This is a genomic window from Mycolicibacter icosiumassiliensis, assembly GCF_900078685.2.
In the GTDB taxonomy this organism is placed as follows: Bacteria; Actinomycetota; Actinomycetes; order Mycobacteriales; family Mycobacteriaceae; genus Mycobacterium; species Mycobacterium icosiumassiliensis.
Map to the genome: position 1 here is coordinate 116,801 of NZ_LT546166.1, position 24,873 is coordinate 141,673.

Consider the following 24,873-nt stretch of genomic DNA (forward strand, 5'->3'; position numbering starts at 1 on the left):
TCCAGAAGGTGTCCCAGGCCGTCGGGGAGAACACCGCGTCCCAGTCGAGGGTGTTGGTCGTGCTGTCTAGGAAGGGTGCGATGGCGGCGTCGATCGCGTCATCGAAATCGGCCTGGGCGGGTGGCGGAGAGACCAGCGGAGCCAGCCCGAACGCCACGGCACTGACACTGAAACCGACTAGGCGACAACGCGCCGGGGCTTGGCCCCACCGGCGAGCACGCGTGACGGAACGCTGACCAGTCATTGCCTAACACCCCTGGACGTGCTTTCTCAGATACCGCTAGCTCTGAGCAGGAATTCTAATAATTCCCTTCGTCAATGCTGACAATTCTTGGCCGGGAACGGAAACACCAAACAGCCGCTGCATTGACAACGTCAGCGTTATGAATCAGGCGGTTGTCGGCCTGTTTTCCATGCTGTGTACGAGCTCGGACTCCCGATCTCGCACCGCGAGCGCGACGTCAAGGAACTGGGCGACCAGGGGGGAGCGTTCGTCTCGGTGCCAGCCAACGGCGATCGCCGAGCCGGGCCAGTCGTTGATCGCCAGGAAGCGCACGCCCGGGAGCGGCATGAAGTTCCTGACCACTGCGCTGGTGACCGCGATAGCCGCTCCGGTCGCGACCAGTTGTGCTTCCTCGGTGATCGAGCTGATCGGAACGTGGCGGGCCTTGGTTGACTCGTCGCGTGCCGCCTCCAGACACCAGAATGCGCGGTAAGCCTCGTCTACGGTGTCCCCGTTGGTGATCGGATCACCGACGAGATCCCGCGCGGACACCGAACCCCGGCCGGCCAGGCGGTGCGAGCTCGCCACCATCGCCACGACCGGATCGACGAACAAAACCTCCGTCTCGATGTTGGGTATGCCCTTCGGCAGGCGCACGAACGCCACGTCAGTGGCACCTGATGCCAGGCCCGCCGATGAGTCGTGGACCGGAAACTCTTGCATCTCAACGACGACGGCGGGGTGGCGTTGCGCGAACTCGGCCAGGATCAACGGTGTCAGTTCGAGGGCAGCGCCGGGGACGTAGCCCAGCCGCAGCGTGCCGGCCAGCCCGCGTGCGGCCCGTCGGGCGGCGGACGCAGCCTCATCAAGAGCAAGGAGCGCCGTGCGCGCTCCCTCCAGGAAGGCTTCGCCGGCGGGCGTCAGCGTCACCTTGCGGGTGGTCCGCTCCAACAGCTTGGCGCCGACCAGGTTCTCGAGTTCCTTGATCTGGCGGCTGAGGGCCTGCTGGGCCAGGTGAACGCGTTCCGCGGCCTTGCTGAAGTGCAGTTCTTCGGCCACCGCCACGAAGTAGCCTAACTTGCGGGTGTTGATCTCGATGGGGCTAAGCATAGCCGGGACGCCCGATCTGTTCGTGTCTAGTTTTCCCGCGAGCATCTCGAATTGCCCCAGCGATCACGCTGCTCAGGTCGGGCCGCCGGCGGCCGTCACGGTGACGGTGACGGTGGTGGCGCCGCTGTCCGAGGCGATGATCAGCACCGGCGCGCCAGGCGCCGAGACGACATGTCCGCCGGTGACACTGACTTGATAACCGTCCGGGTACTGGATGTTGGGTACCGAGATCTCGGTCTGGGATCCGGCGGCGAAGTGTCCTGTGCTGCCGGCTATCTCGGTGGAGTAGCTGAGCTGGAAGGTGCCGTTGTCGAACGACCAGGAGGTCGGGGTGCCGGCAACAGCCTGTGCGTACGGCGCCGACGTGGCTTCCAGCCTGGCCCAATCGACATTGTCGCCCACGGGCGGCTTGCTCGGGTCGAAGACCAGCGCATTGCCCGGCGCGGTGCCGGTGATTGCGGGTACTCCGTTGTAGGCCCAGTTCGACCAGCCCCACATGTGCTGGTCGGCGGCGTTCATCACCATGATGGCTTCCGCGGCGCCGTTTCCGGAGCCGAACTCCGAGATGAATCCCGGCACGCCGTACTTGCTGGTGTAGGCCGCGCCGTTGTCCGCCTCCAACTCGATGTACCCCGGGCACAGTGGGGACAGGGCCGCGCTGATGCTGGTCAGCATGCAGTAGTCGTGGAATGCGAAGACGCCGTGCGGGTCGTCCACCGGACCCAGCTGTGTCGGTACCGCCTCGTTGAACAGGGTGTTGGGCTCGTAGATCAACGGTGTCGTCGGGTCGACGGACCGGATCGCTGCGCTCACCTGGTTGTAGAAGGGAGTCAGCTGTTGAGCTTCGTAGAAGGAATTCCCGAATATCGTTGACAACCAGGTAGATCCGGCCCAGGGCTCGTTGATGATCTCGTAGCCGGCGATGCTGGGGTCGTCTTTGAAGTAGTCCGCAACGGCCTGGGTCATCCGCGCGTAGTGGTTCAAAAGGCCTACTCCGTCGGGGCCTTTAGCGTTGGACCAGAACATATCCCAGGCGTGATTCTCTGCGGGGTTGAGTGGGTAGTTGAGTCCGAAACCGATGTCGGGGTTGGGCAGTCCGCCGGTCTGGGTGGCCCATTCGGGTGCGCCCTCCCCGCCGAAGACCGGGCTGAAGTCGTCCTGGTGGAAGTCGATGATGCTGACGATGCCGTGGTTGGCCAGGATCTGCACGGTCTGGTTGATCGAGGCCAGGTAGTTGTAGTCGATTACGCCGGGCTGCGGTTCCACTCCCGCCCAGATGACTCCCAGCCGTACCGAATTGAAGCCGTTGGCGGCCAGGAACGCCGCGTCGTCGTCGCTGAACCCACCAGCGGACGGCTCATACGGCGCAATCTTGTAAACCTCGTTGAATCCGTGCAGATTGAGGACCCGTCCGTCGGCGTCGGTGATCCAGGTGCCGGCCGTGGTGATCCCAGCGACCGCGGCCGGGGCGCCGTCGAGGGTGCCGTAGTGGCCGTGGTCGCCGTGGGTGCCGAGCAGCATGCTGGCGTTGCCGCCGGCGCCGCCGAGGGCGGGGAGGTCGCCGGGGCCGGTGTAGACGCCGTCGCCGGCGTCGCCGCCGGTGCCGCCGTTGCCCATCAGCCAGCCGCCGTTTCCGCCGTCGCCGCCGTTTCCGCCGTTGCCGAACATGCCGGCGTTGCCGCCGGCGCCGCCGATGCCGCCGGATTCGGTGGCATGCCAGCCGTTTCCGCCGTCGCCGAAGAGCCAGCCGCCGTCGGTGCCGTTGTGGTGTTCGGCGGTGCCGTCGATGCCGTCGCCGATCAGGGCGCGTCCGGTGAGGGTGAGGAAGGGTTGGTTGATGAGGTTGTTGACTTGTTGGCCCAGGTCGCTGTGGATCCAGTCTTCGATGCCGGTGTGGATCGGGGTGTAGAAGTACTGCAGGAGCATGGTGTTGGGGTCGAGGGCCGCGGGGCCGGCCAGGGCGGCGCCGGCTAGTTCGGTCAGGACGGTGTCCCAGTGGGCCGGGGTCCAGAAGGTGTCCCAGGCCGTCGGGGAGAACACCGCGTCCCAGTCGAGGGTGTTGGTCGTGCTGTCTAGGAAGGGTGCGATGGCGGCGTCGATCGCGTCATCGAAATCGGCCTGGGCGGGTGGCGGCGAGACCAGCGGAGCCAGCCCGAATGTCAGATATGCCCCCGTGGTCGCAGCAATCCCGACGACCCGGCAGGCGATGTGGCGTTTTGCAGGGGAACCGTTGCGGCGCATCATCCTGGCTTCATCTCCAAGTTATGGCAAACCTGTGTAAAGCATCTATTTAGACCAAATCTAACGCGCTTACTGGCGCGTAACTTAAGAATCGGCAAAACAGTCGGGAGGTTGCGGCTAGGTGTTGCGAGCCTCGGGCCCGGGTTAGGCTGACCCGACATGTCTGAGCCCCAGCCGCCACCCGCACCGCTGTTCTTCGAGCGCGGTGCCAGCTGGTATTGGGTGTTGTTCGGCCCGATCTCCGCGGGACTATTGGTACTGATCCAGAACTCCGGCGGCTACGGCTTTCAGCCCTTGGTTCCCACCGTGTTGTTGGTGCTGGTCTCAACGATGCTCGCCATCCAGGTGAAGGCGGCGCGTATCCACACCTCCGTCGAGCTGACGGCGGACACGTTGCGACAGGGCACCGAAACCATGCGGGTCGCCGACATCGTGGCGGTCTACCCCGAGGCGCCGCGGCCCACCGGCTGGGGCAAGCAGGAACCGGAGAAGTGGCAGGAGTCCCGGGCGCTGGGCGAGCTCAGTGGGGTGCCCCGACGCCGAGCGGGCATCGGATTGAGGCTGACAGGTCGGCGCACGGTGCAGGCCTGGGCGCGGGACCATCGCGGGCTTCGTGCCGCACTCAGCGAAGTGATTCCGGAGACCGTCCCGCCCGGTGGGCCTGCCGAGACCGACGTCGAGGACGGATCGTCCTGGTGAGGACCGTCCCGATTCTCCGGGCCGTCGTCGAGTTGGCGTTGGCTGCCGCCGCGGCGGTGGGCTGCGTGATGAGCTGGTTGCAGGTGCGCTACCTGGTGTTGGTCGCGCCGGTCATCGACGGCGAACCGGCTACCACCTCGGTGAGTTACCACCCACGGATGCTGTTGCTGGCGTGGGTGCTGGCGACGGCCGCCGGGGTGCTGGCCGTGGTAGGCGCCGCGCGCCTGCGCCGCGCCTGGCGAACTCCAGAACTGGAATACCCCATGGGGGTATAGTCGGTGGGGTGACTACCACCGATCTCGAACTACGGGGAATGACCTGTGCGTCGTGCGCGGCGCGAGTGGAGCGCGGCTTGAATGCACTCGACGGGGTGCATGCCACGGTGAACTTCGCGGTCGAACGGGCCCGCGTCGAACACGATCCGAACGTCTCGGCAGCCGACCTGGTGCACGCTGTGGAGAGCACTGGTTATCAGGCCTCCGTGGTCGGTGCGGCCCACCCGGTCGAGCACGCCTCCGAACATGCAGATGTGCCGGCCGCACGGCTGCGCTCTTGGCTGATCGGCTCGGCAGTGCTCGCCGTGCCCGTGGTGGCGCTGTCGATGGTGATGGCTTGGCAGTTCAGCGGCTGGCAGTGGGTGGTGTTCGCGCTGACCACCCCGATCGTGGCGTGGGGCGGCTATCCGTTCCACCGCGCCGCATTGCGCAGCGCTGTGCACCGCGCCGCCACGATGGACACCCTGGTTTCGCTGGGCACATGGGCGGCCTATCTGTGGTCGGCGGTGGCGGTCTTCACCGGGGCGGGTCACCTGTATTTCGAGGTGGCGGCCGTTGTCACGGTCTTCCTGCTGGCCGGCCGTTACGCCGAATCGCACGCCAAACGTTCGGCGGGCGCGGCGCTGCGGGAACTGCTGGAACTCGGGGCCAAAGACGCCGCGGTCATGCGGCGCGAGGCCGGTGTGCTGACCGAGGTCCGGGTGCCGATCGCCGATCTACGGGTGGGCGACGTGATCGTGGTTCGGCCGGGGGAGCGGGTCGCCGCCGACGGCGTGGTCATCGACGGCACCACCGCGCTGGACACCTCGGCGATGACCGGCGAATCGCTACCCATCGACGTCGGCGACGGCGACTCGGTGCTGGGCGGTTCGCTCAACACCACCGGGCTGGTGCTGGTCCGCGCCACCAAGGTCGGCGCCGACACCCAGCTGGCCCGGATGGCCACCATGGTCGCCGATGCCCAGGCCGGCAAGGCCTCGGTCCAGCGGCTCGCCGATCGGGTCTCGGCGGTGTTCGTGCCCGCGGTGCTGGGGATCGCCGCCCTCACCCTGGCCGGCTGGCTGCTGGCCGGTGCGTCCGTCGCAGCGGCGTTCACCGCGGCCGTCGCCGTGCTGATCATCGCTTGCCCGTGCGCGCTGGGGCTTGCCACGCCCACCGCCATCCTGGTCGGCACCGGCCGCGGCGCGCAGCTCGGCATCCTGATCAAGAACCCGCAGGTCCTGGAGGCCGTCAAGGACATCGACACCGTGGTGCTGGACAAGACCGGCACGGTCACCACCGGCGTGATGGCTGTCGGCGGTCTCGCGGTCGCTCGCGGCGAGGACCCGAACACTGTGCTGGCTCGGGCCGCCGCCGTCGAATCGGCATCCGAGCACCCGATCGCCGCGGCCATCGTCGCCGGGGCCAAGGCCGGCGGCCTGGAGATCGGCCGGGTCACCGAGTTCGTCAGCCGTCCGGGCCACGGGGTGACCGGGGTGGTGGACGGTGTGCGTGTCGAGGTCACGCGATCGGCCGCTGCGCACGAGACCGGGACCGCCGTCGAGGTCTGCTGGGACGGCCGGGCGCGCGGCACGATCACCCTGACCGACACCGTGCGACCCACCAGCGCGGCCGCGGTGGCCGAACTCAAGGCCATGGGCATCACCCCAATGCTGCTTACCGGGGACGGTGCTGCGGTGGCGCGCACGGTGGCAGCCGAGGTCGGGATCGATCCGGCCAACGTGATCGCCAACGTCTTGCCTGCGGACAAGGCCGAGGCGGTCAAGCGGCTGCAGGCGCAGGGCCGGCGGGTGGCCATGGTCGGCGACGGCGTCAACGACTCGGTAGCGCTGGCCACCGCCGATATCGGGATGGCGATGGGAACCGGCACCGACGCCGCCATCGAGGCCGGTGACGTGACGCTGGTGCGCGGTGACCTCGGCACGGTTCCGACCGCGCTGCGGCTGTCCGCACGCACACTGCGAATCATCCGGCAGAACCTGATCTGGGCGTTCGGCTACAACATTGCGGCGATCCCGCTGGCGGCCGCCGGGCTGCTCAACCCGATGATCGCGGGCGCGGCGATGGCGGCCTCGTCGGTTCTGGTGGTGACCAATAGCCTGAGGCTTCGACGTTTCGCGCGGTAGGGTCCGAAAAAGTCGAACAGGGGGTTTGCTCTATGTATGCAGGCAACGTTTCTCATGGCGTGATCGCCAAGGTCGGGGCGGTATGCGCCGGTCTGGCAGCGTTTGCTCTGGCCGTGTGCGGGCCGGCTGGTGCGGATCCGGCCAATCCCGACCCGTTCAGTCCCAGCGATTGCATGGCCAACGCGAATGCTGTCTGCAACGTCGGCCCATATGGCCCCAACAGCCTGACCAATCCGGCCAACATCAACAGTCCGCTGAACCCGGCAAACCCGGCGAATCCAGCGAGCCCGATGAATCCGGCGAATCCGGCCAGCCCGATGAACCCGATGAATCAGCCCTAGTGATCGCCTGAACCGCCGGGCCTATTGGGGCGGGATCACGAATCCAGCCAGGCCAACTCGGCGGGAAGCTGTTCCCGCCAATAGGACACGTCGTGACCGCCGGGGGCGAACCCGCCGGCCGGCGGCGGGTTCAGCTGGCCGATGAAACTCTTGGTCGCGTAGGCGAAGCTGTCCGCAGTCCCGCAGTCGACGCGCAGCGGGAACGGGGCCAGTCGCGGCACCAGGTTGAAAACCGAGTTCGTCCGCCAGTCATCGACGCTGTCGAATGCACCGGCGGGTGCGCCGAAGTAGGTCATGTAGATCGCCGGGCTGATGGCACAGATCCCCGCGGTGCGCGACGGACCCAGCCGGGTGCCCAGCTGCAGTGCGCCGTAGCCGCCCATCGACCAGCCCATGAAACCGACCCGGGTGGTGTCGATACCCTTCTCCGGCAGCATCGGGATCAGCTCATTGAGCACCATCGCGCCGGAGTCCTCACCGGAACTGTGTCGGCGCCAGTAGGTGTTGCCGCCGTCGACGGCCACCACCGCGAAGGGCGGCCGGCCCGCTGCGGTCAGCTTCGCCAGCTCTTCTTCGACGCCCAGATCCATCACCCAGGCCGCGTCGCCGTCCTTGCAGTGCAGGGCGATCACCGGCCGCAGCGGAGCGGTCTGTCCCGGGGGGCGGGCGATGATCCAATTGGTCTCCACCCCGCCGCGAGCCGCCGACACGAACGTGCCGGATTCCCGGGTCGGATAGGTATTACCGGTCGCCCGCGACTCGGCCGGGTGTCGCCCCACACCCACGCCGAATAGGCCTGCAGCCCCCGCGGCACCGACCCCGAGGCGCAAAGCAGCCCGGCGGGTCAAATCTGCCATGTACAGCATCATCGCGCGGCGCATGCTCGGTTTCGCCCGGCACGCCGCAGTATTGATCAGGTTGATGCGGGTTCGTTAGGAACATCGGGAACGGGCGGGCGGCCGAACTGCTGGCGAAACGCGTCCACCGTGTAACTCACGACGGTTGCCTCACGTGGGGCACGGACCGTCGCCGAGCGGGGGATCCGCACCATGGGTCCGAGCTGGCCGGCGTACTGGTCTGGCTTGCCGATCTTGAGCAGCCCGTCGCCGGCGCCCGCCGAATCGGGGGCGATCTCGACCTCGCCTTCGGTGACAACGTAGATCAGGTCCTCGACGGTGCCCTGCTCGAGCAGCACCGAGCCCGGTCCCAGCAGGACCGGCGCCTGCTGCGGGCGCGTCGGTACTGCGGTCGGCGACAGCTGGATGACGATGTCGGCCAGCGGGACGATCCGGGTGTCGTGGGTCGCGACCACCACAACGCGATCGCCGGCCGCCAGCAACCGCAGCAGTTGCACGACTTCGCCGGCCCGGACGTAGTCCAGTTGCGCCGTGGGTTCGTCGGCCAGGATCAGCGGCGGATCTAGGGCCAGGGCGCGCGCCACCGCCACTCGCTGCTGCTGGCCACCACTGAGCTGCCCGGGGTGGTGGTCAGTCCGGTCGGCCAGACCGACCCGTGACAGCAGATCCCGGGCACGTTCTTGGGCGGACCACTGGGTCCATCCGGCCGCCCACATCGGCACCATCACGTTCTCCAGCGCGGTCAGGCTCGGCACCAGATTGAACGCCTGGAAGACGATGCCGACGGTGCGCCGCCGGTAGGAGGTGATGTCGCGCCGGCTGAGTGTGGTCACATCGGTGGCGCCGAACAGGATCTGACCGCTGGTCGGGCTCAGGATGCCGCCCAGGCACGACAGCAGGGTGGTCTTGCCGCAGCCGCTGGGACCGAGCACCACCACCATTGAGCCGGCCGGCACGTCCAGGCTCAGGCCGTGGATGGGACGGATCGGTTCCCCACCGCCGGTGGCGTATTCGATGACCAGATCACGGATCTGCAGGTCTCCCATGGGTTACGGCCCTCCGAACGCCAGTACCGGGTCCACGGCCACCGCGTGGCGTAGACCCGCCAGGCTGGCCAGCAGCCCGATCCCCACCGCGGTCAGGACCAGCAGCGCGAACGACGACCCGGTCACCGCCACCAGCATCGGAAACAGCGGCCCGATCGACACCGCCAAGACGCCGCCGAGCACCGCCGCGGCCACCGCGACGATCACCGCCTGCAGCGCCAGCCCGGTCAGCACCATCCACGTGGTGACCCCCAGCGCCTTGAACACCGCGAAGTCGCGGGTGCGTTCCAGCGCGGACAGGTAGATCAGCGAGCCCACGATGAGCCCAGCGACACCCCACAGCAGCACTGACATGTACGACAGGGCCATCTGCGCGCCCGCCAGTGGGCGAACCATGTCGTCGACGGCGGCGGTCCGGTCCACCACCCGGTAGCCCTCCGGTACGTGTGCCGGCTTGCCCCGCACGCCGATCGCGGAGACCACCGGCTGACCCGAATACATCAGTCGTTGAGCGCCCGCCACGGTCAGGAAGCCATTGGGTTGGCCGGCCAGCGTGGTCGACTTCTCCACCAGGCCAACGATCCGCACCTTGTCCGCACCCAGCTCGATCTCGTCACCGACGGCGCGTTTGAGCGTGGTCGACATGGCGATCTCGTTGGGCTCGGTTGGAGCGCGGCCCGCGGTGAGCGGCGGCATCGCGGCCTTCGGCACGCCGTAGATATTCACGTTCAGTGGCGACTTGCCGTCCTGCAGGATGGTGTTGCCGTAGACCACCGGCAGCGCCGCGTCCACTCCGGGAATTCGGGCGACATCGCCTGCTTCGGCCTGCGGGAACCGCGACGAGCCCATGAACGGCCCTACCGCAGCAGTCTGGATCAGGTAGCCGTCGATGTTCAGTGAATCGACCACGTGTTCGGCCTCGACCCGGAACCCGTGGGTCAGCCCGGCCAGCACCAGGGTCAGGGCGAACACCATCGCGGTACCCACCGCGGCAACGATGAACCGGCGCAGTCGCCACTGCAGATCGCGAAACGCGGTGATTAACATCCGCACGCGCGCATGTTATCGCAGCGTCCAGCCGGGACCGCCATCTCGGCGCGAGACGGAAGGGCCTCCGCAAATCCGGAATGCCCGGTCAACCGATAGCTTTTGGGCTACAAATACACACACGCCGCTTTCATGAGCCCGGTGTACGCCCCAGGGAGGGGGTCGGTGATGAATTACGCTGCCCTGCCACCTGAGATCAACTCGTTGCGGATCTACACCGGGCCGGGCTCTGCGCCGATGCGTGCCGCTGCCGCCGCCTGGGGCGCGGTCTCCGCCGAACTGCACTCGGCGGTCGCGTCGTACGAATCGGTGATCGCCGAGCTGACGGCCCAAGCCTGGCTGGGGCCGTCGTCGGCGGCGCTGACTCGGGCCGCAGCGCTGTACGTGGCCTGGATGACCGCCACCGCGGCGCAGATCGACCAGACCACAGCACAGGCGAACGCGGCGGCGGCGGCCTATGAGGCGGCGCACGGCGCGACGGTGCCGCCCTCGGTGGTGGCGACCAACCGCGCTCAATTGCTGCTGCTGATCGCCACCAATGTGTTGGGCACCAACACTGCGGCGATCGCGGCCAACGAGGCCGAATACGGCGAGATGTGGGCCCAGGACGCGGCCGCGATGTATGCCTACGCTGGCGCATCTGCGGCCGCCACCGGCCTGACACCCTTCCAGACACCTCCGCAGACCAGCAATCCCGCCGGTCCGGCCAGCCAGGCCGCCTCGGTCGGGACCGCCGCGGCCACGTCATCGTCATCGGACGTCCAGTCCCTGCTGGGCCAGCTGGCCTCGGGGATCTTCGGGGCACCGCAGAACACCGTGCTGCAGGCGGGCGCGGCGGCGGTGGGAGCGGCCCAGGAGACGCCCGCGATACCCGACCTGCTCGGGTTGAACTTGATCGCGGCGACTTCCCTGGCTGCGTCGGCGATCGGCGTCGGGATATCGGCCGGGGCCTGGACCGCGGCGGACGCCAGCACCCGGGAGATCTTGTCCGAGCAGGACCAGTTGCGGATGGTGGAGTACGAGATCCTGCGCAACATCGATCTGTTCTCCCCGTTGACCCCGTCGCGGCCGATGCTGCCCGGGGCGTCGATGTCGGCGGCGATGGGCGAGGCGATTAACGCCGGGAACTTGTCGGTGCCGATCAATTGGGCGGCCAACGCTCCGGAGATTCGGAGCCTGTCCTACACCAAGCCGCTGGCCGGACCGGGCTTCGGCGGTGCCCCGGCGGCATCGCTCAGCGGCGCCGGCACCGCGTTCAGCCAGATGGCGCTGGCGGGCATGGGGGGCAGCGCCTTGGCGGGCTCGGTCAGCCGCGGCCGCGGGGGCGCCGAACCGGAATCGTCGGCGAGGGTTGCGATGCCGCAACGCGCGGCTGGCGACCCGGCGGCGGAGTCGGCGACCGGTGACGTCGAGGGCAACCCAGGTCCGTCGGTGATGGGGATCGCCGCCGAGATCCGTGAATTCGCCGAGCTGCGTGACCGTGGATTGATCACCAACGACGAGTACAACGAGCAGAAGATGCGCCTGTTGGGCCGTTAGAAGAATTCCGCATCTACGGCGACTTTTCCGGCGGAGCGTTGATGCCCGCCAGGCCGGCCAGACCGGCACCGCCGGCGAAGCCGGCCAGCGGTGAGATGGGTGCGACGAGGCCGAGCATGGTCTCGGTCAGTGCCGTCACTGGAGGCGCCATCCCGAGCACGATCTCCCCCGCGTAGTGCGGAGCGATCGTCATCAGCACCGGATCGCTGATCAGGCTGGTGAGCGGATTGTTGCTGGACAGGTCGGCTTGGATGGCCTCGTTGATTTCGGCGATCCGGGTGGTCCACCAGCTCTCCTGGAAGATGTTGCCGAAGTCCTGGGTGGGTGCTTGGTCGGTCCGGTGTTGGTGGTCGCGGTGGTGCGGGGTATTGGGGTTGAGCACCGTCGGTGCGGTCGACGCCGCCGGGGATGACGCCACCGCGGCGCCGGCCACCGCCTGGTACGTCGACATGGTGGTGGCCGCCTGGACCCACATCCGGGTGTAGTCGGCTTCGTTGAGTGCGATCGGAATCGCATTGATCCCAAAGAAGTTCGTCGCCACCAGCACGGCGTGAATGGTGTGGTTGGCAGCCAGCTCGGCCAGCGTCGGCATGGCGGCCAACGCAGCGGTGTAGGCGGTGGCGGCGGTCTGATGCCGGGCGGCCAACGTCATGCTGTCCGCACCGGCTTTCGCCAGCCAAGCCAGATACGGGACATTCGCCGCCACATAGGATTCCGCGCTCGGGCCCTGCCACGATCCCGCCTGCACCGCCGAAAGCATGGTGGAAAGTTCCTGTGCCACGTCGGTGTATTCGGTACTCAACGCGTCCCACATGGCGGCGGCCGCCAGCAGTGGACCCGCGCCCGGACCGCTGCTCAGCAAGGCTGAGTACACCTCCGGTGGTGACGCCATCCAGATCGGCTCCGTCATTGCCGCCTTTCGCGCGGTGGATAGACGAAAAGTCTAAACCTCAAATCTTGTCCATTACCTGGAAATTTCCTCGGAATGCGGGACGCGGCTGCGGATCCGTTCGCATTTATGGAAGGCCATGTGCCTCGGCGGGTTTAACGGGCGGGTGGACGCACCAGAAAGCCGCTCATGATCAGACTGCGGGCCAGCTCAATCTGTTGCGCGGCGGACAGTTCGGGCAGGTCGCCGACCCGGAACGGCTCGGTGTGTTCCGACAAAAATCGCATTGCGGACTTGTGGTCCGGGCGGGCGGTGACGATGAGCTGGGCGAACTGCAGGCCGACACCGTCGGTCGTGGTGGTCACTCGGGAGTACAGCGGCTGTTGCTTGCGCACCCAGGTGTCGACGTCGAGCCCGACGGTGTCGCTGACTTGCCCGACGACCGGACAGCGGGCACGCCGGACCAGAAAATCCTGCATGGCCCCAAGGCCTTCCGCGAGGGAGTCGGGGGACTCGATCGCGGACAACCCGGCATGGATCAGTGCGTCCAGGCTCGCCCGCACCTGCGGGTCGTCCAGGTGCTTCGCCGGCAACCGGGTGTGCACGACGTCGTCGCGCAGACTCAACATATGCAAGGCATGGGTCAGCAGCGTGAGAACCGTCGGTACGTGGATACCGACGGTCAGGTGTACCGACGGTTCGGCTCCCGTCTCGGCGGAGTGCACGCGGCCTCGCGGTAGGTAGAGGGTGTCCCCAGCTTCCAGGTGCAGACTCGTCGGCTTGGGAAGACCGGCCGGGTCGACCTCGTACATCTGTTGCATCAGGTGTGGTGGCACCGGATCGTCGCCGTAGAAATACCAGGTCTTGCTGCCCTGGATCTGCAGCACCAGCACGTCGTGGTGGTCGTAGTGCGGCAGGAAGCCGGTGGCGGTCGGCGGGGTGACGTAGGCGTTGACGTGAGTCGGAAAGTTCAGCTCGACCTCGACTCCATGGGTCAACGTCGACATGGCGCGCAGGTACTTCTCGATGTTGTTGCAGATGATCGTGAAGCCGCTGTCGGCCGCGGCGCGCACCCGCGCCACGTCCAGAGTGCCGTCGGGCAGCGTGTATTGCTCGGGCTCCAAGTGATCGGCGCCGCGCACCAGGCGCACCGCGGACGGCTCGGTGCTCAACGCCGCCAGTAGCTGCTCGACCGCCGCCGAGCCGCCCAGCAGGCGGTCAAAGTAGTCGGGGCGGCTCCGGCCCAGATGGTGCGGGGCGGCGCCCCACAGCTCGTCCAGGAAAGTCGGCACCGTCACCGGCGCCAGCAGCCAGGCGAGCGGGGATTCCGGGGGCTCCGGAACGTCGACGTCCGACATTGGCCTCAAGCGCGGGTGAGCAACAAGGTATGCGGCACCCCGGCGCGCCCGAGCAGCTGCCGCCAGGGCGCCTTCAGCAGCCCTACCGCCTCCTCGGTCGGCACCACCTGCGGGTTCGTGACGGTGAACGTCTTCCCGCCGACCTTGACCCGGCCGCCGTCGGCGGCCTGCAGATTCTTCACCCAGTCGCGGCTGGTTCCGTACGGAAGCAACACCGCGACGCCGTCGGCGGTGTGGAACATCGAGACCGGGGTGCGGTACGTCGCGCCGGAGCGCCGGCCGGTGTGCTCGACGATCGACCACATCGGCACCCAGCCGGAGATCGGGCGGAACAGCGGATTCGTCACGACCCGGTTGAACCGGGCACGTCGCTCGGAGAACTGCACCGCTAGCCCTGCCGGGTGAGCAGCACCGCCTGCTCGAACGGCAGCCGGGCGAAGACCCTGCGCGCCCGCGGACTCACGTGCTCGGCCGCCTCTGCCTTGCTGACCACCCGCGGTTCGGTGACGCCGAAGGTCTTGCCGTGCCGGCGCATGGTGCCGCCGCCGGCGGCGGTGATGTTCTTCAGCCAATCCCGGTCCGGGCCATAGGTCAGCAGAATGGCCACCCCGTTATCGGTGCTGAACACGGTCAGCGGGGTGCGGAAGGGCTTGCCGGAGCGCCGCCCGACGTGCTCGAGGATTCCGAACGTCGGAGCCCAGCCGGCCCACATTCGCTGGATCGGGTTGGTGACATGCCGGTTGAATCGGGCCAGCCGCTGAGGTAGTTGCATGACTGCCATCCAACTCCGGCCGCCGACCCACTTCAACCCTCAACTACACCCTGTAGTCGAGTGATGTCGCGCGAGCTGGGACACTGGTCGCCGTGGGTAATGCGGATCGAGCCACAGCGGTATCGGAGCGGTTGTTCGCCGAGGCCTGCGCGGTGATCCCCGGCGGCGTCAACTCACCGGTCCGGGCTTTCGCAGCGGTGGGGGGCACGCCCCGCTTCATCGCCGAGGCGCAGGGCTGCTGGCTGACCGACGCCGACGGCCACCGCTATGTGGACCTGGTCTGCTCCTGGGGACCGATGATCCTGGGGCATGCCCACCCCGCGGTGGTCGAGGCGGTCCGCGACGCCGTCGGAACCGGCCTGTCGTTTGGGGCGCCGACCCGCGGTGAGACCGAGCTGGTGACCGAGATCATCGCCCGGGTGCCCGCGGTGGACAAGGTCCGGCTGGTCAACTCCGGCACCGAGGCCACCATGAGCGCACTGCGGCTGGCCCGCGGCTTCACCGGCCGGGCCAAGGTCATCAAGTTCTCCGGCTGCTACCACGGCCCCGTCGACGCGCTGCTCGCCGACGCCGGCTCCGGGGTCGCCACCCTGGGCTTGCCGTCGTCGCCGGGGGTCACCGGCGCCACCGCCGCCGACACAATCGTGTTGCCCTACAACGACATCGACGCAGTCCGCGGGGCCTTCGCCGAATTCGGCGACCAGATCGCCGCCGTCATCACCGAGGCCAGCCCCGGCAACATGGGCGTGGTGCCGCCGGCGCCCGGGTTCAACGCCGAACTGCGGACGATCACCGCCGAACACGGGGCCTTGCTGATCATCGATGAGGTGATGACCGGCTTCCGAGTCAGTCGAAGTGGTTGGTATGGCCTCGATCCGGTGGATGCCGACCTGTTCACCTTCGGCAAGGTGATCAGCGGTGGACTGCCGGCCGCGGCGTTCGGCGGCCGGGCCGAAGTGATGGACCGGCTGGCGCCGCTGGGACCGGTCTATCAGGCCGGCACGCTGTCGGGGAACCCGGTGGCCACCGCCGCCGGCCTGGCCACGCTGCGCGCCGCCGACGACGACGTCTACGCCGCACTCGACAAGAACGCCGACCGGCTGACCGCGATGCTGGCCGAAGCGCTGGCCGACGCCGGTGTGCCGCACCAGATTCCGCGAGCCGGAAACATGTTCAGCGTGTTCTTCGCCGAGGAACCCGTCACCGACTTCGCCGCCGCCCGCGCGAGTCAGACCTGGCGCTTCCCGGCGTTCTTCCATGCCCTGCTGCAAGCCGGTGTCTACCTGCCCTGCAGCGCCTTCGAGGCCTGGTTCGTCTCGGCCGCCCTTGCCGACGAAGCCTTTGACCAGATCGCCGCCGCGCTACCCGCCGCGGCACGTGCCGCCGCCACCACCGGAGAGCCGAAACCCTGATGGCAGAAGAAACTCGCGTCCACCTGATCCGCCACGGCGAGGTCCACAATCCCGACGGCATTCTCTACGGCCGGCTGCCGGGCTTCCGGCTCTCCGACACCGGCCGTGCCCAGGCCGTCGCCGCCGCCGACCTGTTGGCCGGCCGCGACATCGTCGCGGTGATCGCCTCGCCGCTGCAGCGCGCCCAGGAGACCGCCGCCCCGATCGCGGCCCGGCACAGCCTGGCCATCGACACCGACGACGACCTCATCGAGTCGGCCAACTTCTTTGAGGGCAAGCGGGTTTCGCCCGGCGACGGCGCCTGGCGCAACCCCCGGTTCTGGTGGCATCTGCGTAACCCGTTCACCCCGTCGTGGGGCGAGCCCTACGACCAGATCGCGGCCCGGATGGCCACCGCGGTGAGCAAGGCCCGCGCGCGCGCCGCCGGCCACGAGGTGGTGTGCGTCAGCCATCAGCTGCCGGTCTGGACCGCGCGTCAGCACCTCACCGGCAACCGGCTCTGGCACGACCCGCGGCGGCGCGAATGCGGCGTGGGTTCGGTGACCACGTTGATCTACCACGGTGATCGTCTCGTCGACGTCGATTACCAGGTTCCGGCTGGCGGCTGACGATGCGGGCAGTGCTGATCGTCGGGGCAGTGCTGGCCGCGCTGATCTCGGGCTGCTCGGTCGGCGACGACGCCGTCACCCACGGCGGCACCTTCGAGTTCGTCTCGCCCGGCGGCAAGACCGACATCTTCTACGACCCTCCCGAGGCCCGCGGCCGGCCCGGCCGGATCTCCGGGCCTGACCTGATGGACCCGTCGCGCACCATCGGCGTCGACGACTTCGGTGGCAAGGTCGTCGTCGTCAACGTGTGGGGGCAGTGGTGCGGACCCTGTCGCACCGAAATCAGCCAACTGCAGAAGGTTTACGACGACACCCGCTCCCAGGGTGTGGCATTCCTGGGCATCGACGTCCGCGACCCCGAGCCACAGGCATCCCGCGACTTCATCTCCGACCGCCGCATCACCTATCCGTCGATCTACGACCCGGCGATGCGCACCATGATCGCGTTCGGCGGTCGCTATCCCTCGTCGGTCATCCCGGCGACCATGGTGCTCGATCGGCAGCACCGGGTGGCGGCGGTGTTCCTGCGTGAAGTGCTGGCCGAAGATCTGCAGCCCGTGGTGCAGCGGCTGGCGGCCGAGGCGACGTCGTGAGCGGCTTCACCGCCACCGCCACCACCGGTCCGCTGCTGCTGGCCGTCGCCGTATCGGCGTTGGCCGGGCTGGTGTCCTTCGCCTCGCCGTGCGTGGTGCCGCTGGTGCCGGGCTACCTGTCGTATCTGGCGGCGGTGGTGGGCGTCGATGAACGACCCGAGGCCGGCACTCTGAAAGCTCCGCCGGGCGCCAGGTGGCGCGTCGCTGGTTCGGCGGCGTTGTTCGTCGCCGGGTTTACTGCGGTGTTCCTGCTGGGCTCGGTGGCCGTGTTGGGCATGACCACCACATTGATCACCAATCAGGTGCTGCTGCAACGGATCGGTGGCGTGGTGACGATTCTGATGGGCTTGGTGTTCATCGGGTTCGTTCCCGCGCTGCAGCGCCAACTCCGCTTCACCCCCCAGCAGTTGTCCACCGTGTTCGGGGCGCCGCTGCTGGGCGCGGTGTTCGCGCTCGGCTGGACACCGTGTCTGGGGCCCACCCTGACCGGGGTGATCGCGGTCGCCTCGACCACCGACGGCGCGGGGGTGGCCCGGGGCGTGGTGCTGGTGATCGCCTACTGCCTGGGCTTGGGTATTCCGTTCGTGGCACTGGCATTCGGGTCGGCCAGCGCGGTGGCCGGGCTGGGCTGGCTGCGCCGGCACACCCGGGCGATCCAGGTGCTGGGCGGGGTGCTGCTGATCGCGGTCGGGCTCGCGCTGGTTACCGGCGTCTGGGACCACTTCGTGGCCGCGGTGCGTGACGGGCTGGTCTCCGATGTCAGGCTGCCGATCTGATGGCCGCCACCACCGCACCGCTGGCGTGGGTTCGCAACACCTGGCGGGCGCTGACCTCGATGGGCACCGCGCTGGTGCTGCTGGTGCTGCTCGCCCTGGCCGCCATCCCCGGGGCACTGCTGCCGCAACGCAGCCTCAACGCGGCCAAAGTCGACGAGTACTTGGCGCTGCACCCGGTGCTGGGGCCGTTATTGGAACGCGTGCAGGCCTTTGAGGTCTTCTCCAGTTTCTGGTTCACCGCCATCTACGTGCTGCTGTGCGTGTCGCTGATCGGCTGTCTGACCCCGCGGACCCTCGAACATTTGCGCAACCTGCGCGCCACCCCGGTCGTCGCACCGCGCAACCTGTCACGGCTGCCCAAACACGCCACGACGCAGCTGTCCGGGGACGCTGACGAGCTCGGGGCCAGGATGGCCGCGGAATTGCGCGGCTGGCGGCGGATCACCCGCTCCTCGGCCGGCGCCGCCGGCGGCATTGAGATCTCGGCGGAGAAGGGCTATCTGCGCGAATTCGGCAATCTGATCTTCCATTTCGCGCTCCTGGGGCTGCTGGCCGCCGTCGCGCTTGGCCGCATGTTCGGCTATGAGGGCAACGTGATGGTCATCGCCGACGGCGGACCCGGATTCTGCTCGGCGTCGCCGGCCGCGTTCGATTCGTTCCGGGCCGGCGCCACCGTCGACGGGACCAAGCTGCATCCGCTGTGCGTGCGGGTCAACGACTTCACTGCCAACTACCTGGCCTCCGGACTGGCAACCTCCTTCACCGCGAATATCGACTACCAGGCCGGCGAGGACCTACGCACCGATCAATGGCGGCCCTACCTGCTGGAGGTCAACCATCCGCTGCGGGTCGGCGGTGTGCGGGCGTACCTGCAGGGACACGGCTACGCGCCGACCTTCACTGTGACCTTCCCGGACGGACAGACCCGCACCCAGACGGTGCAGTTCCGCCCAGACAACCCGCTGACTCTGTTGTCGTCGGGCGCGGTCCGGATCGACCCGCCGGCCGGGGTTTACCCCGACGCCGGCGAGCGCCGCAAGCATCAGATCGGCATCCAGGGACTGTTCGCGCCGACCGAACAGCTCGACAATCGGCTGCTGTCGTCCGCGTTCCCCGCGATGAACGACCCTGCGGTGGCGATCGACGTCTACCGCGGCGACACCGGGCTCGACACCGGTCGGCCGCAGAGCCTGTTCACCCTGGATTCCCGGTTGATCGCCCAGGGTCGGCTGACCAAGGTGGCCCGGTCCAACCTGAAGGCCGGTGAACAGATCCGCCTCGATGACGGCACCAAGGTCCGCTTCGACGGTGCGGTGCCGTTCGTCAACATCCAGGTGTCGCACGATCCGGCCGAGATCTGGGTGCTGGTGTTTGCCATGACGATGATGGCCGGGCTGGTGGTGTCGCTGGTCGTGCGTCGCCGCCGGATCTGGATCCGGATCACGCCGGAGCCCACGGCGCCGGCCGGTACGGTGAACGTCGAGCTGGGCGGGCTGGCTCGTACCGACAACTCCGGCTGGGGTGACGAGTTCGAGCGCTTGAGCACGAGACTGTTCGGCAAGGAGACGTAGGTGAATACGAGTCATATCGACATCGGGCTGGCGCGCTACTCCGACTGGGCGTTCACCTCGGCGATGGTTGTGCTGGTCATCGCGCTGCTGCTGCTGGCCGTCGAACTGGCCTCCAGCCGTGCCCGCACACCAGCCGAGGCCGAGCTGGTGTCAGCCGGCGGTGTGCGCTCCGACAGCACCACTCCGGGCGTGGTGCTCCCCGCGCAGCGACGGCCCCTGGGCGAGCGGGTGGGCCGCGCCGGCCTGGCCCTGGTCTACCTGGGCATCGCCCTGCTGCTGGCCTGCATCGTGTTCCGCGGCGCTGCCACGCTGCGCCCGCCGTGGGGCAACATGTACGAGTTCATCAACCTGACCTGCTTCTCCGGGCTGGTGGCCGCCGCCGTCGCACTGCGCCGACCGCAACACCGCAGCCTGTGGGTGTTCGTGTTGCTGCCGGTGCTGATCCTGCTGACGGTTTCCGGGCGCTGGCTCTACGCCACCGCCGCGCCGGTCATGCCCGCCCTGCAGTCCTACTGGCTGCCGATCCACGTGTCGGTGGTCAGCATCGGTTCGGGGGTGTTTCTGGTGGCCGGGGTGGCCAGCATCCTGTTTCTGATCCGCTCATCACGGCTCAGTGACCCCGACGCCCCGGGGGCTCTGGCACGGATGGTGCGCCGGCTGCCCGATGCGCAAACCCTGGACCGCATCGCCTACCGGACCACGATCTTTGCTTTCCCGGTGTTCGGCTTCGGTGTGATCTTCGGCGCGATCTGGGCCGGCCGTTACTGGGGCTGGGACCCCAAGGAGACGGTTTCATTCATCGCCTGGGTCGTCTACGCCGCCTATCTCCATGCCAGGTCGACGGCCGGGTGGCGCGACTACAAGGCGGCGTGGATCAATGTGGTGGGCTTCGCGGCGATGATCTTCAACCTGTTTTTCGTCAACCTGGTGACCGTCGGCCTGCACTCGTATGCCGGAGTCGGCTAATCCAGCTGACAGATTCCTTTATGACAGCTGCGCTACCCTGCGGTTACTGACGTCCATTGACGTCGTAACCAGTGTGACAGGGGAGATACAAGTGTCCGACCATGCACCCGGTGATGTCACTGAGAGCCATGACGTGACGGATCATCCGACCACCCAGTTCCGGCCGCTGCAGCACGTCAGCGAGGCGGCTGATGACCCTGCGGACGCTTCGGAGTCCGGGGCGGCCGGGTCGTTCAACCAGCAGCCCCCGGGTGAGGAGACCCGCTCCTTCGGGGGTTTCCGCACCGAGCGCCGGTTCTCCGAGCCGGTCGACCCGTGGCCGCCGGCGCCCGCAGAAACCCCGTCCTGGAACCCAGGCGCATCGGCCACGTGGGTTCCGCAGCCGATGGAGAATCCCGCTCCGGTCTACTTCGGTGGTAACCCCGGCGGTGGCGGGCGGGCGCCGTATCGCCCCTCCGAGCCCATCTCCCCGTTCTCGGATCTGTCCACCACCTCGCTGTTGCGACAGGTCAAGCCGCCGCCCACGTCGGGCTGGCGCCGCCTGCTCTATGTGCTGTCCGGCCAGCTGATCAACGTCGGCGAGAGCCCGCGCACCATCCGCTTCAACGACTTGGTGGTGCAGGTGAACCGGCCGCTGCAGGGCTGCCACCGGATCGCGGTGCTGTCGCTGAAGGGCGGTGTCGGTAAAACCACCATCACTGCGACCCTGGGAGCCACATTCGCCTCCATCCGAGGTGACCGGGTGGTCGCCGTGGACGCCAACCCCGACCGCGGCACGCTGAACCAGAAGGTGCCGATGGAGACGTCGGCGACGGTGCGACACCTACTGCGCGACGCCGACGGCATCCAGCGCTACAGCGATGTCCGCAGCTACACCAACCAGGGCCCCAGCCGCCTGGAGGTGCTTGCCTCCGACAGCGATCCGGCGGTCTCGGAAGCGTTCAGCGCTGAGGACTACGCCAGCACGCTGCAGGTCCTGGAGCGGTTCTACAGCCTGGTGCTCACCGACTGCGGCACCGGTCTGATGCATTCGGCCATGTCAGCGGTGCTCGCTAAGGCCGACACCATGATCGTGGTCAGTTCCGGTTCGGTCGACGGCGCCCGCAGCGCCTCGGCGACGCTGGACTGGCTCGACGCGCACGGTCACGAAGACCTGGTGCGCAACTCGATCGCGGTGATCAACGCGGTGCGGCCGCGGTCGGGCAAGGTCGACATGCAGAAGGTCGTCGACCACTTTTCCCGGCGGTGCCGCGCGGTGCGATTGGTGCCGTTCGACCCGCACCTGGAGGAAGGCGCGGAGATCGATCTGATGCGGCTGAAGCGGGAGACCCGTGAGGCGCTCGTCGAGCTGGCTGCGGTGGTTGCCGAGGCGTTCCCCGGCGACGACCGGTTCAACCAACACTTCGTGTAGTTCGGGAGACGACAGCCCTAGGGCTGGTTGTCGCCGTGGCTGATCCGCCAGAGGAATTCCGGATCGTCATCCGGTCCGATCACGCGCGTCTTCGGCCGGGCACGAAGGGCACGCAAGCTGAGGTACAGCAGCATTCCCAGAGTCAGGACGAGGAGCAGGTAGAGCACTCGCGACACCTCCTGGCGCCGAATATACCGTTAGCGTCGTTCTGGCCGGTCCGGCCCGCCAGTAGGCTTGATGACCGTGGCGACAGGTCGGGCCCCGGTGGGCCGTGCGGTAGTCGATGTGGCGTTGTACACGGCGGCGCGGCTGGCGCTGGTGGTTGTGCTGACGGCGGTGATCTACGGTGTGGGCCGGCTGCTCGGGCTCAGCGATTTTCCGCCGATCATCGCTGCGATGCTGGCCCTGATCGTCGCGTTGCCGTTGGGGATGTGGATCTTCACGCCGCTGCGTAAGCGCGCGACCGAAAGTTTGACCGTGGCCGGTGAGCGTCGGCGCCGGGAACGCGAGGAACTGCAGGCCCGGCTGCGCGGGGAGTGACCGCTCGGCGAGTAGTTTTCTGATCTCGGCTGGCCGAGCGCCTGAGCATGTTGGCTTCGAATTGCTCCCGTCGTACGGCCCGCATGTCCGCGCGCATTGCGGCCGCAGCTGACGTGGCTGATCCTGACGGCTCCTCGCAGGGCCAGCCGGCCGACCCATTTATCGACAATGATATTCATTATCGTTAGTCTGCTGGCAGGGATTTGGCCGCGATCCCCGCGAACGGTTTGGGAGGAGGAGCGTGACAAAGGTCCGACCTGATCTCGGCGAGGTGCAAGAGTCCTTGTTGATCCCGCTGTACGGCCGCGCATGCGATGCCGCGAAGCGACGGCCCATGCTCGGTGATGTGCGTGCCCGCGAGCTGGTAGACACCCTGGACTACGACTTCTCGCGATTTCGCGGAGGCTCGCACCGGGTTCGGTGCTACGCACTGCGATCTTCGATGTTGCGTGAGCTGAGCGCCTGGGGGTTGCAGCTGTTGGATTCCCGCACCATGGCGACCCCGCAACCCGAGCTCGCCCCTGCACTGCCGGTGCGCTACCGCTACGGCATGCCGGTCTTGGCAAAGATTCTCCCTGGGCTCGTCAACACGTACCGGTTCAATCTGTTTCGTCTAGGAGATGCCGCGTGAGCACCGTGATCATCAGCACCGAGCTGCCGATCTCGGCGCAGCGTGCGGCGGAGCTGGCCCGCAAACCCGAACTGATGCAATTCGTGCTCGCACCGGCCCTGCAGCTGCCCACGCTGAGCGCCCCGGCCCGCATCGAGGTGGGCACCCGCTCGTCGGCACGACTGTGGTGGTTCGGCATCATCCCCGCCTGGACGCATCACCTCGAAATCAAAGAACTCGACGACCTGATGATCTACACGCACGAGCACGGCGGGCCCGTACACACCTGGAACCATCGGCTGACGTTCACACCCCTGAACGAGCATCGCTGCCGCTACACCGACGAGATCGAGACCGACGACGGCATCAAAGGCTTAGGCACGCGCCTATTCATCCGCCTGATGTTCGCCCACCGCCACCGCCGCTGGCGCACTCTCGCCGCCATCCTCGCCTAACGGCCAAGCCTCGCTCACCGTTCCAAGCGCTATCACCACCGGAGGTCCCCGATTGCACACCCTGGATTCCGGATAGGATTGGCATGCCTCGCTACCGCTAGCGTCGATGCTGTTGCCGCCGAAGGTGTTTGGCAACGAAGTCGCACTGATCATGGGCGGCACCGGCCCCGAGCAGGGCGATCCGACGTGGTTGTCGGCGCTGTTCGAATCCGTGGGTCCGTGACGATCAAGAAGACCCGGCTGGGGCGCATTCTGCTGCGTCAATGCGAGTGGTTCAGGTCCCAGGCGGGCAGCGGGTCAGGATAGTTGGCCCACTGCCGTGGGCCAGCCGCGTACTCGGCGTCGGTGAGCAGCGCAGACTCCAGGAGCGTGCGTACCCCACTCTTGTCCAGTCTGACGCCGATGAGCACCACCTCCTGGCCGGGAGCGATGTCGGTGGTGGACCAGTATTGCGCGGGCTCGAACACCAGGTTGGGGCCGGCCTGCGACCAGATCGCCGCGATGGCGGGGCGGCTGGCAATCCAACAGAATCCCTTGCTGCGCAGTACACCCCGGAGCTGGTCCAGCGCATCGGAGAGACGTTGTGGGTGGAATGGGCGCTCCGAGCGAAACGTCATGCTGGTGATGCCGTATTCCTCGGTTTCGGGTGTGTGGCCATTGGCGATCTCTTCGGCCCAGCCGGGCTGCTGCGCGGCGAGCTCTGGGTCGAACAGCCCGGTGGCCAGCACCTCGTTGAGCGCTACAACACCGTTCGTGGTCCGCAGGATCTTCGCGGACGGGTTCAACCGCCGGATCACCGCCTCTACGGTTCGGCAGGTTGCCTCGCTGACCAGATCGACCTTGTTGAGCACCAACACATCGGCGAATTCGACCTGATCCACCAACAGATCGGAGATGCTGCGACCGTCTTCGTCGTTGACCGTGATCTCACGCTGGGCGAGCGCTTCGCCGCGGGCCAGTTCGGGCAAGAATGTCGAGGCATCTACGACCGTCACCAGGGTGTCCAGCTTGGCGATCTCGCCAAGGCAGAAGCCGTCGTCGAACTCCCAGCTGAAGGTGGCGGCAACCGGCATCGGCTCGGAGATGCCCGTCGACTCGATCATGATCTGGTCGAATCGGTTCTGCCGGGCCAGGTCGGCAACCGCCTCGATGAGATCCTCGCGCAGCGTGCAGCATATGCAGCCATTCGTGAGCTCGACGAGCTTTTCTTCCGTCCGGTCAAGGTGGCCCTGTCCGGCAACGAGCGCGGCGTCGATATTGACCTCGCTCATGTCGTTGACGATCACCGCCACCCGGCGGCCTTCGCGGTTGGCCAGGATGTGGTTGAGCAGAGTGGTCTTCCCTGCGCCGAGGAAGCCAGACAAGACGGTTACGGGGATCGTGCTGGTGTTCGATGATGGCATACCGT

At 67.6% G+C, this 24,873-nt stretch carries 25 protein-coding genes and 1 pseudogene; 15 read left to right on the forward strand and 11 right to left on the reverse strand.

Going from position 1 to position 24,873, the window contains the following annotated elements; translation table 11 throughout:
- Nucleotides 1-388: 388 nt before the first annotated feature.
- Together BN4346_RS22940 and BN4346_RS23070 are read right to left on the reverse strand one after the other, a co-directional pair.
- Nucleotides 389-1,333: a LysR family transcriptional regulator gene (locus BN4346_RS22940; protein ID WP_067966772.1), complete on the reverse strand. Its 945-nt coding sequence runs from the start codon at nucleotides 1,331-1,333 to the stop codon at nucleotides 389-391.
- 72 nt (nucleotides 1,334-1,405) lie between these two features.
- Nucleotides 1,406-3,577 (reverse strand): cellulase family glycosylhydrolase, encoded by a 2,172-nt coding sequence (locus BN4346_RS23070; RefSeq protein WP_268811452.1) that lies wholly within the window; start codon nucleotides 3,575-3,577, stop codon nucleotides 1,406-1,408.
- 156 nt (nucleotides 3,578-3,733) lie between these two features.
- Here BN4346_RS23070 and BN4346_RS23145 point away from each other — a divergent pair, with 156 nt between their 5' ends.
- The 4 genes from BN4346_RS23145 to BN4346_RS24165 all read left to right on the forward strand — a co-directional run bounded on the left by BN4346_RS23145 (nucleotide 3,734) and on the right by BN4346_RS24165 (nucleotide 7,015).
- Nucleotides 3,734-4,273: a hypothetical protein gene (locus tag BN4346_RS23145; RefSeq protein ID WP_067966775.1), complete on the forward strand. Its 540-nt coding sequence runs from the start codon at nucleotides 3,734-3,736 to the stop codon at nucleotides 4,271-4,273.
- A 68-nt stretch (nucleotides 4,274-4,341) separates the two neighbouring features.
- Nucleotides 4,342-4,548, forward strand: coding sequence for a hypothetical protein (locus tag BN4346_RS24155; protein ID WP_235653694.1), 207 nt, complete (start codon nucleotides 4,342-4,344; stop codon nucleotides 4,546-4,548).
- Between the two features lie 38 nt (nucleotides 4,549-4,586).
- The gene (locus BN4346_RS24160) at nucleotides 4,587-6,674 is read left to right on the forward strand and encodes a heavy metal translocating P-type ATPase (protein WP_067966778.1); all 2,088 of its coding nucleotides are present in this window, start codon (nucleotides 4,587-4,589) and stop codon (nucleotides 6,672-6,674) included.
- Between the two features lie 32 nt (nucleotides 6,675-6,706).
- A complete protein-coding gene (locus BN4346_RS24165) occupies nucleotides 6,707-7,015 on the forward strand; it encodes a hypothetical protein (protein WP_154677532.1) in 309 nt (102 codons plus the stop codon).
- A 35-nt stretch (nucleotides 7,016-7,050) separates the two neighbouring features.
- On the opposite strand, the gene BN4346_RS24170 is transcribed toward BN4346_RS24165, so the two are convergent.
- From BN4346_RS24170 to BN4346_RS24180, 3 genes are read right to left on the reverse strand one after another with little or no spacing between them, the layout of a single operon-like run.
- Entirely contained in the window at nucleotides 7,051-7,884 is an 834-nt protein-coding gene (locus tag BN4346_RS24170; protein ID WP_096867596.1) for an alpha/beta hydrolase, read from the reverse strand.
- 44 nt (nucleotides 7,885-7,928) lie between these two features.
- Entirely contained in the window at nucleotides 7,929-8,918 is a 990-nt protein-coding gene (locus tag BN4346_RS24175) for an ABC transporter ATP-binding protein (RefSeq protein WP_067966781.1), read from the reverse strand.
- Between the two features lie 3 nt (nucleotides 8,919-8,921).
- A complete protein-coding gene (locus BN4346_RS24180; RefSeq protein WP_067966784.1) occupies nucleotides 8,922-9,965 on the reverse strand; it encodes an ABC transporter permease in 1,044 nt (347 codons plus the stop codon).
- A gap of 168 nt (nucleotides 9,966-10,133) precedes the next feature.
- Here BN4346_RS24180 and BN4346_RS24185 point away from each other — a divergent pair, with 168 nt between their 5' ends.
- Entirely contained in the window at nucleotides 10,134-11,504 is a 1,371-nt protein-coding gene (locus tag BN4346_RS24185; protein ID WP_067966787.1) for a PPE family protein, SVP subgroup, read from the forward strand.
- A gap of 402 nt (nucleotides 11,505-11,906) precedes the next feature.
- On the opposite strand, the pseudogene BN4346_RS50025 reads toward BN4346_RS24185, so the two are convergent.
- The 4 genes and pseudogenes from BN4346_RS50025 to BN4346_RS24205 all read right to left on the reverse strand — a co-directional run.
- Nucleotides 11,907-12,414: pseudogene (locus BN4346_RS50025) on the reverse strand (PPE family protein); the annotation flags it as partial.
- A 134-nt stretch (nucleotides 12,415-12,548) separates the two neighbouring features.
- The gene (locus BN4346_RS24195) at nucleotides 12,549-13,751 is read right to left on the reverse strand and encodes a JmjC domain-containing protein (protein WP_067966793.1); all 1,203 of its coding nucleotides are present in this window, start codon (nucleotides 13,749-13,751) and stop codon (nucleotides 12,549-12,551) included.
- A 5-nt stretch (nucleotides 13,752-13,756) separates the two neighbouring features.
- Nucleotides 13,757-14,137, reverse strand: coding sequence for a nitroreductase family deazaflavin-dependent oxidoreductase (locus BN4346_RS24200; RefSeq protein WP_067966796.1), 381 nt, complete (start codon nucleotides 14,135-14,137; stop codon nucleotides 13,757-13,759).
- A gap of 2 nt (nucleotides 14,138-14,139) precedes the next feature.
- Complete coding sequence (locus BN4346_RS24205) at nucleotides 14,140-14,523, reverse strand: nitroreductase family deazaflavin-dependent oxidoreductase (protein WP_067967512.1); 384 nt, start codon at nucleotides 14,521-14,523, stop codon at nucleotides 14,140-14,142.
- A 92-nt stretch (nucleotides 14,524-14,615) separates the two neighbouring features.
- On the opposite strand from BN4346_RS24205, the gene hemL reads away from it, so the two are divergent.
- From hemL to BN4346_RS24240, 7 genes are all read left to right on the forward strand, one after another.
- Nucleotides 14,616-15,935, forward strand: a complete 1,320-nt coding sequence (hemL, locus tag BN4346_RS24210) for a glutamate-1-semialdehyde 2,1-aminomutase (RefSeq protein WP_067966800.1) — start codon at nucleotides 14,616-14,618, stop codon at nucleotides 15,933-15,935.
- On the forward strand, nucleotides 15,935-16,543 hold the full coding sequence (locus tag BN4346_RS24215; RefSeq protein ID WP_067966803.1) for a histidine phosphatase family protein: 609 nt from the start codon (nucleotides 15,935-15,937) through the stop codon (nucleotides 16,541-16,543). The genes hemL and BN4346_RS24215 overlap by 1 nt, the downstream gene beginning before the upstream one ends.
- A 2-nt stretch (nucleotides 16,544-16,545) precedes the next feature.
- A complete protein-coding gene (locus tag BN4346_RS24220) occupies nucleotides 16,546-17,136 on the forward strand; it encodes a TlpA disulfide reductase family protein (protein WP_067966806.1) in 591 nt (196 codons plus the stop codon).
- The gene (locus BN4346_RS24225; RefSeq protein WP_067966809.1) at nucleotides 17,133-17,912 is read left to right on the forward strand and encodes a cytochrome c biogenesis CcdA family protein; all 780 of its coding nucleotides are present in this window, start codon (nucleotides 17,133-17,135) and stop codon (nucleotides 17,910-17,912) included. The genes BN4346_RS24220 and BN4346_RS24225 overlap by 4 nt, the downstream gene beginning before the upstream one ends.
- Nucleotides 17,912-19,483 carry a cytochrome c biogenesis protein ResB gene (gene resB, locus BN4346_RS24230; protein ID WP_067966812.1) on the forward strand — a complete coding sequence of 524 codons (1,572 nt, stop codon included), beginning with the start codon at nucleotides 17,912-17,914 and terminating at the stop codon, nucleotides 19,481-19,483. The genes BN4346_RS24225 and resB overlap by 1 nt, the downstream gene beginning before the upstream one ends.
- Entirely contained in the window at nucleotides 19,484-20,449 is a 966-nt protein-coding gene (gene ccsB / locus BN4346_RS24235) for a c-type cytochrome biogenesis protein CcsB (protein ID WP_067966814.1), read from the forward strand.
- A 91-nt stretch (nucleotides 20,450-20,540) separates the two neighbouring features.
- A complete protein-coding gene (locus tag BN4346_RS24240) occupies nucleotides 20,541-21,860 on the forward strand; it encodes a MinD/ParA family ATP-binding protein (protein ID WP_067966819.1) in 1,320 nt (439 codons plus the stop codon).
- 17 nt (nucleotides 21,861-21,877) lie between these two features.
- On the opposite strand, the gene BN4346_RS24245 is transcribed toward BN4346_RS24240, so the two are convergent.
- Nucleotides 21,878-22,027, reverse strand: a complete 150-nt coding sequence (locus tag BN4346_RS24245) for a hypothetical protein (protein WP_096867431.1) — start codon at nucleotides 22,025-22,027, stop codon at nucleotides 21,878-21,880.
- 70 nt (nucleotides 22,028-22,097) lie between these two features.
- Here BN4346_RS24245 and BN4346_RS24250 point away from each other — a divergent pair, with 70 nt between their 5' ends.
- The 3 genes from BN4346_RS24250 to BN4346_RS24260 all read left to right on the forward strand — a co-directional run bounded on the left by BN4346_RS24250 (nucleotide 22,098) and on the right by BN4346_RS24260 (nucleotide 23,465).
- Nucleotides 22,098-22,400 carry a DUF4229 domain-containing protein gene (locus tag BN4346_RS24250; RefSeq protein WP_067966822.1) on the forward strand — a complete coding sequence of 101 codons (303 nt, stop codon included), beginning with the start codon at nucleotides 22,098-22,100 and terminating at the stop codon, nucleotides 22,398-22,400.
- A gap of 241 nt (nucleotides 22,401-22,641) precedes the next feature.
- Nucleotides 22,642-23,031, forward strand: coding sequence for a hypothetical protein (locus BN4346_RS24255; RefSeq protein ID WP_109562129.1), 390 nt, complete (start codon nucleotides 22,642-22,644; stop codon nucleotides 23,029-23,031).
- Nucleotides 23,032-23,105: 74 nt separating this feature from the next.
- Nucleotides 23,106-23,465 (forward strand): hypothetical protein, encoded by a 360-nt coding sequence (locus BN4346_RS24260; RefSeq protein WP_407695118.1) that lies wholly within the window; start codon nucleotides 23,106-23,108, stop codon nucleotides 23,463-23,465.
- Nucleotides 23,466-23,725: 260 nt separating this feature from the next.
- On the opposite strand, the gene BN4346_RS24265 is transcribed toward BN4346_RS24260, so the two are convergent.
- Nucleotides 23,726-24,868 (reverse strand): GTP-binding protein, encoded by a 1,143-nt coding sequence (locus BN4346_RS24265; protein ID WP_067967515.1) that lies wholly within the window; start codon nucleotides 24,866-24,868, stop codon nucleotides 23,726-23,728.
- Nucleotides 24,869-24,873: the final 5 nt, after the last annotated feature.

What these genes read in the sequence shown, in the direction of transcription:
- BN4346_RS22940 (WP_067966772.1), bottom strand. Translation starts at nt 1,333, where the DNA reads ATGCTTAGCCCCATCGAGATCAACACCCGCAAGTTAGGCTACTTCGTG.
- BN4346_RS23070 (WP_268811452.1), bottom strand. Translation starts at nt 3,577, where the DNA reads ATGATGCGCCGCAACGGTTCCCCTGCAAAACGCCACATCGCCTGCCGG.
- BN4346_RS23145 (WP_067966775.1), top strand. Translation starts at nt 3,734, where the DNA reads ATGTCTGAGCCCCAGCCGCCACCCGCACCGCTGTTCTTCGAGCGCGGT.
- BN4346_RS24155 (WP_235653694.1), top strand. Translation starts at nt 4,342, where the DNA reads ATGAGCTGGTTGCAGGTGCGCTACCTGGTGTTGGTCGCGCCGGTCATC.
- BN4346_RS24160 (WP_067966778.1), top strand. Translation starts at nt 4,587, where the DNA reads ATGACCTGTGCGTCGTGCGCGGCGCGAGTGGAGCGCGGCTTGAATGCA.
- BN4346_RS24165 (WP_154677532.1), top strand. Translation starts at nt 6,707, where the DNA reads ATGTATGCAGGCAACGTTTCTCATGGCGTGATCGCCAAGGTCGGGGCG.
- BN4346_RS24170 (WP_096867596.1), bottom strand. Translation starts at nt 7,884, where the DNA reads ATGATGCTGTACATGGCAGATTTGACCCGCCGGGCTGCTTTGCGCCTC.
- BN4346_RS24175 (WP_067966781.1), bottom strand. Translation starts at nt 8,918, where the DNA reads ATGGGAGACCTGCAGATCCGTGATCTGGTCATCGAATACGCCACCGGC.
- BN4346_RS24180 (WP_067966784.1), bottom strand. Translation starts at nt 9,965, where the DNA reads ATGTTAATCACCGCGTTTCGCGATCTGCAGTGGCGACTGCGCCGGTTC.
- BN4346_RS24185 (WP_067966787.1), top strand. Translation starts at nt 10,134, where the DNA reads ATGAATTACGCTGCCCTGCCACCTGAGATCAACTCGTTGCGGATCTAC.
- BN4346_RS24195 (WP_067966793.1), bottom strand. Translation starts at nt 13,751, where the DNA reads ATGTCGGACGTCGACGTTCCGGAGCCCCCGGAATCCCCGCTCGCCTGG.
- BN4346_RS24205 (WP_067967512.1), bottom strand. Translation starts at nt 14,523, where the DNA reads ATGCAACTACCTCAGCGGCTGGCCCGATTCAACCGGCATGTCACCAAC.
- BN4346_RS24215 (WP_067966803.1), top strand. Translation starts at nt 15,935, where the DNA reads ATGGCAGAAGAAACTCGCGTCCACCTGATCCGCCACGGCGAGGTCCAC.
- BN4346_RS24220 (WP_067966806.1), top strand. Translation starts at nt 16,546, where the DNA reads ATGCGGGCAGTGCTGATCGTCGGGGCAGTGCTGGCCGCGCTGATCTCG.
- resB (WP_067966812.1), top strand. Translation starts at nt 17,912, where the DNA reads ATGGCCGCCACCACCGCACCGCTGGCGTGGGTTCGCAACACCTGGCGG.
- BN4346_RS24250 (WP_067966822.1), top strand. Translation starts at nt 22,098, where the DNA reads ATGACCGTGGCGACAGGTCGGGCCCCGGTGGGCCGTGCGGTAGTCGAT.
- BN4346_RS24260 (WP_407695118.1), top strand. Translation starts at nt 23,106, where the DNA reads ATGCAATTCGTGCTCGCACCGGCCCTGCAGCTGCCCACGCTGAGCGCC.
- BN4346_RS24265 (WP_067967515.1), bottom strand. Translation starts at nt 24,868, where the DNA reads ATGCCATCATCGAACACCAGCACGATCCCCGTAACCGTCTTGTCTGGC.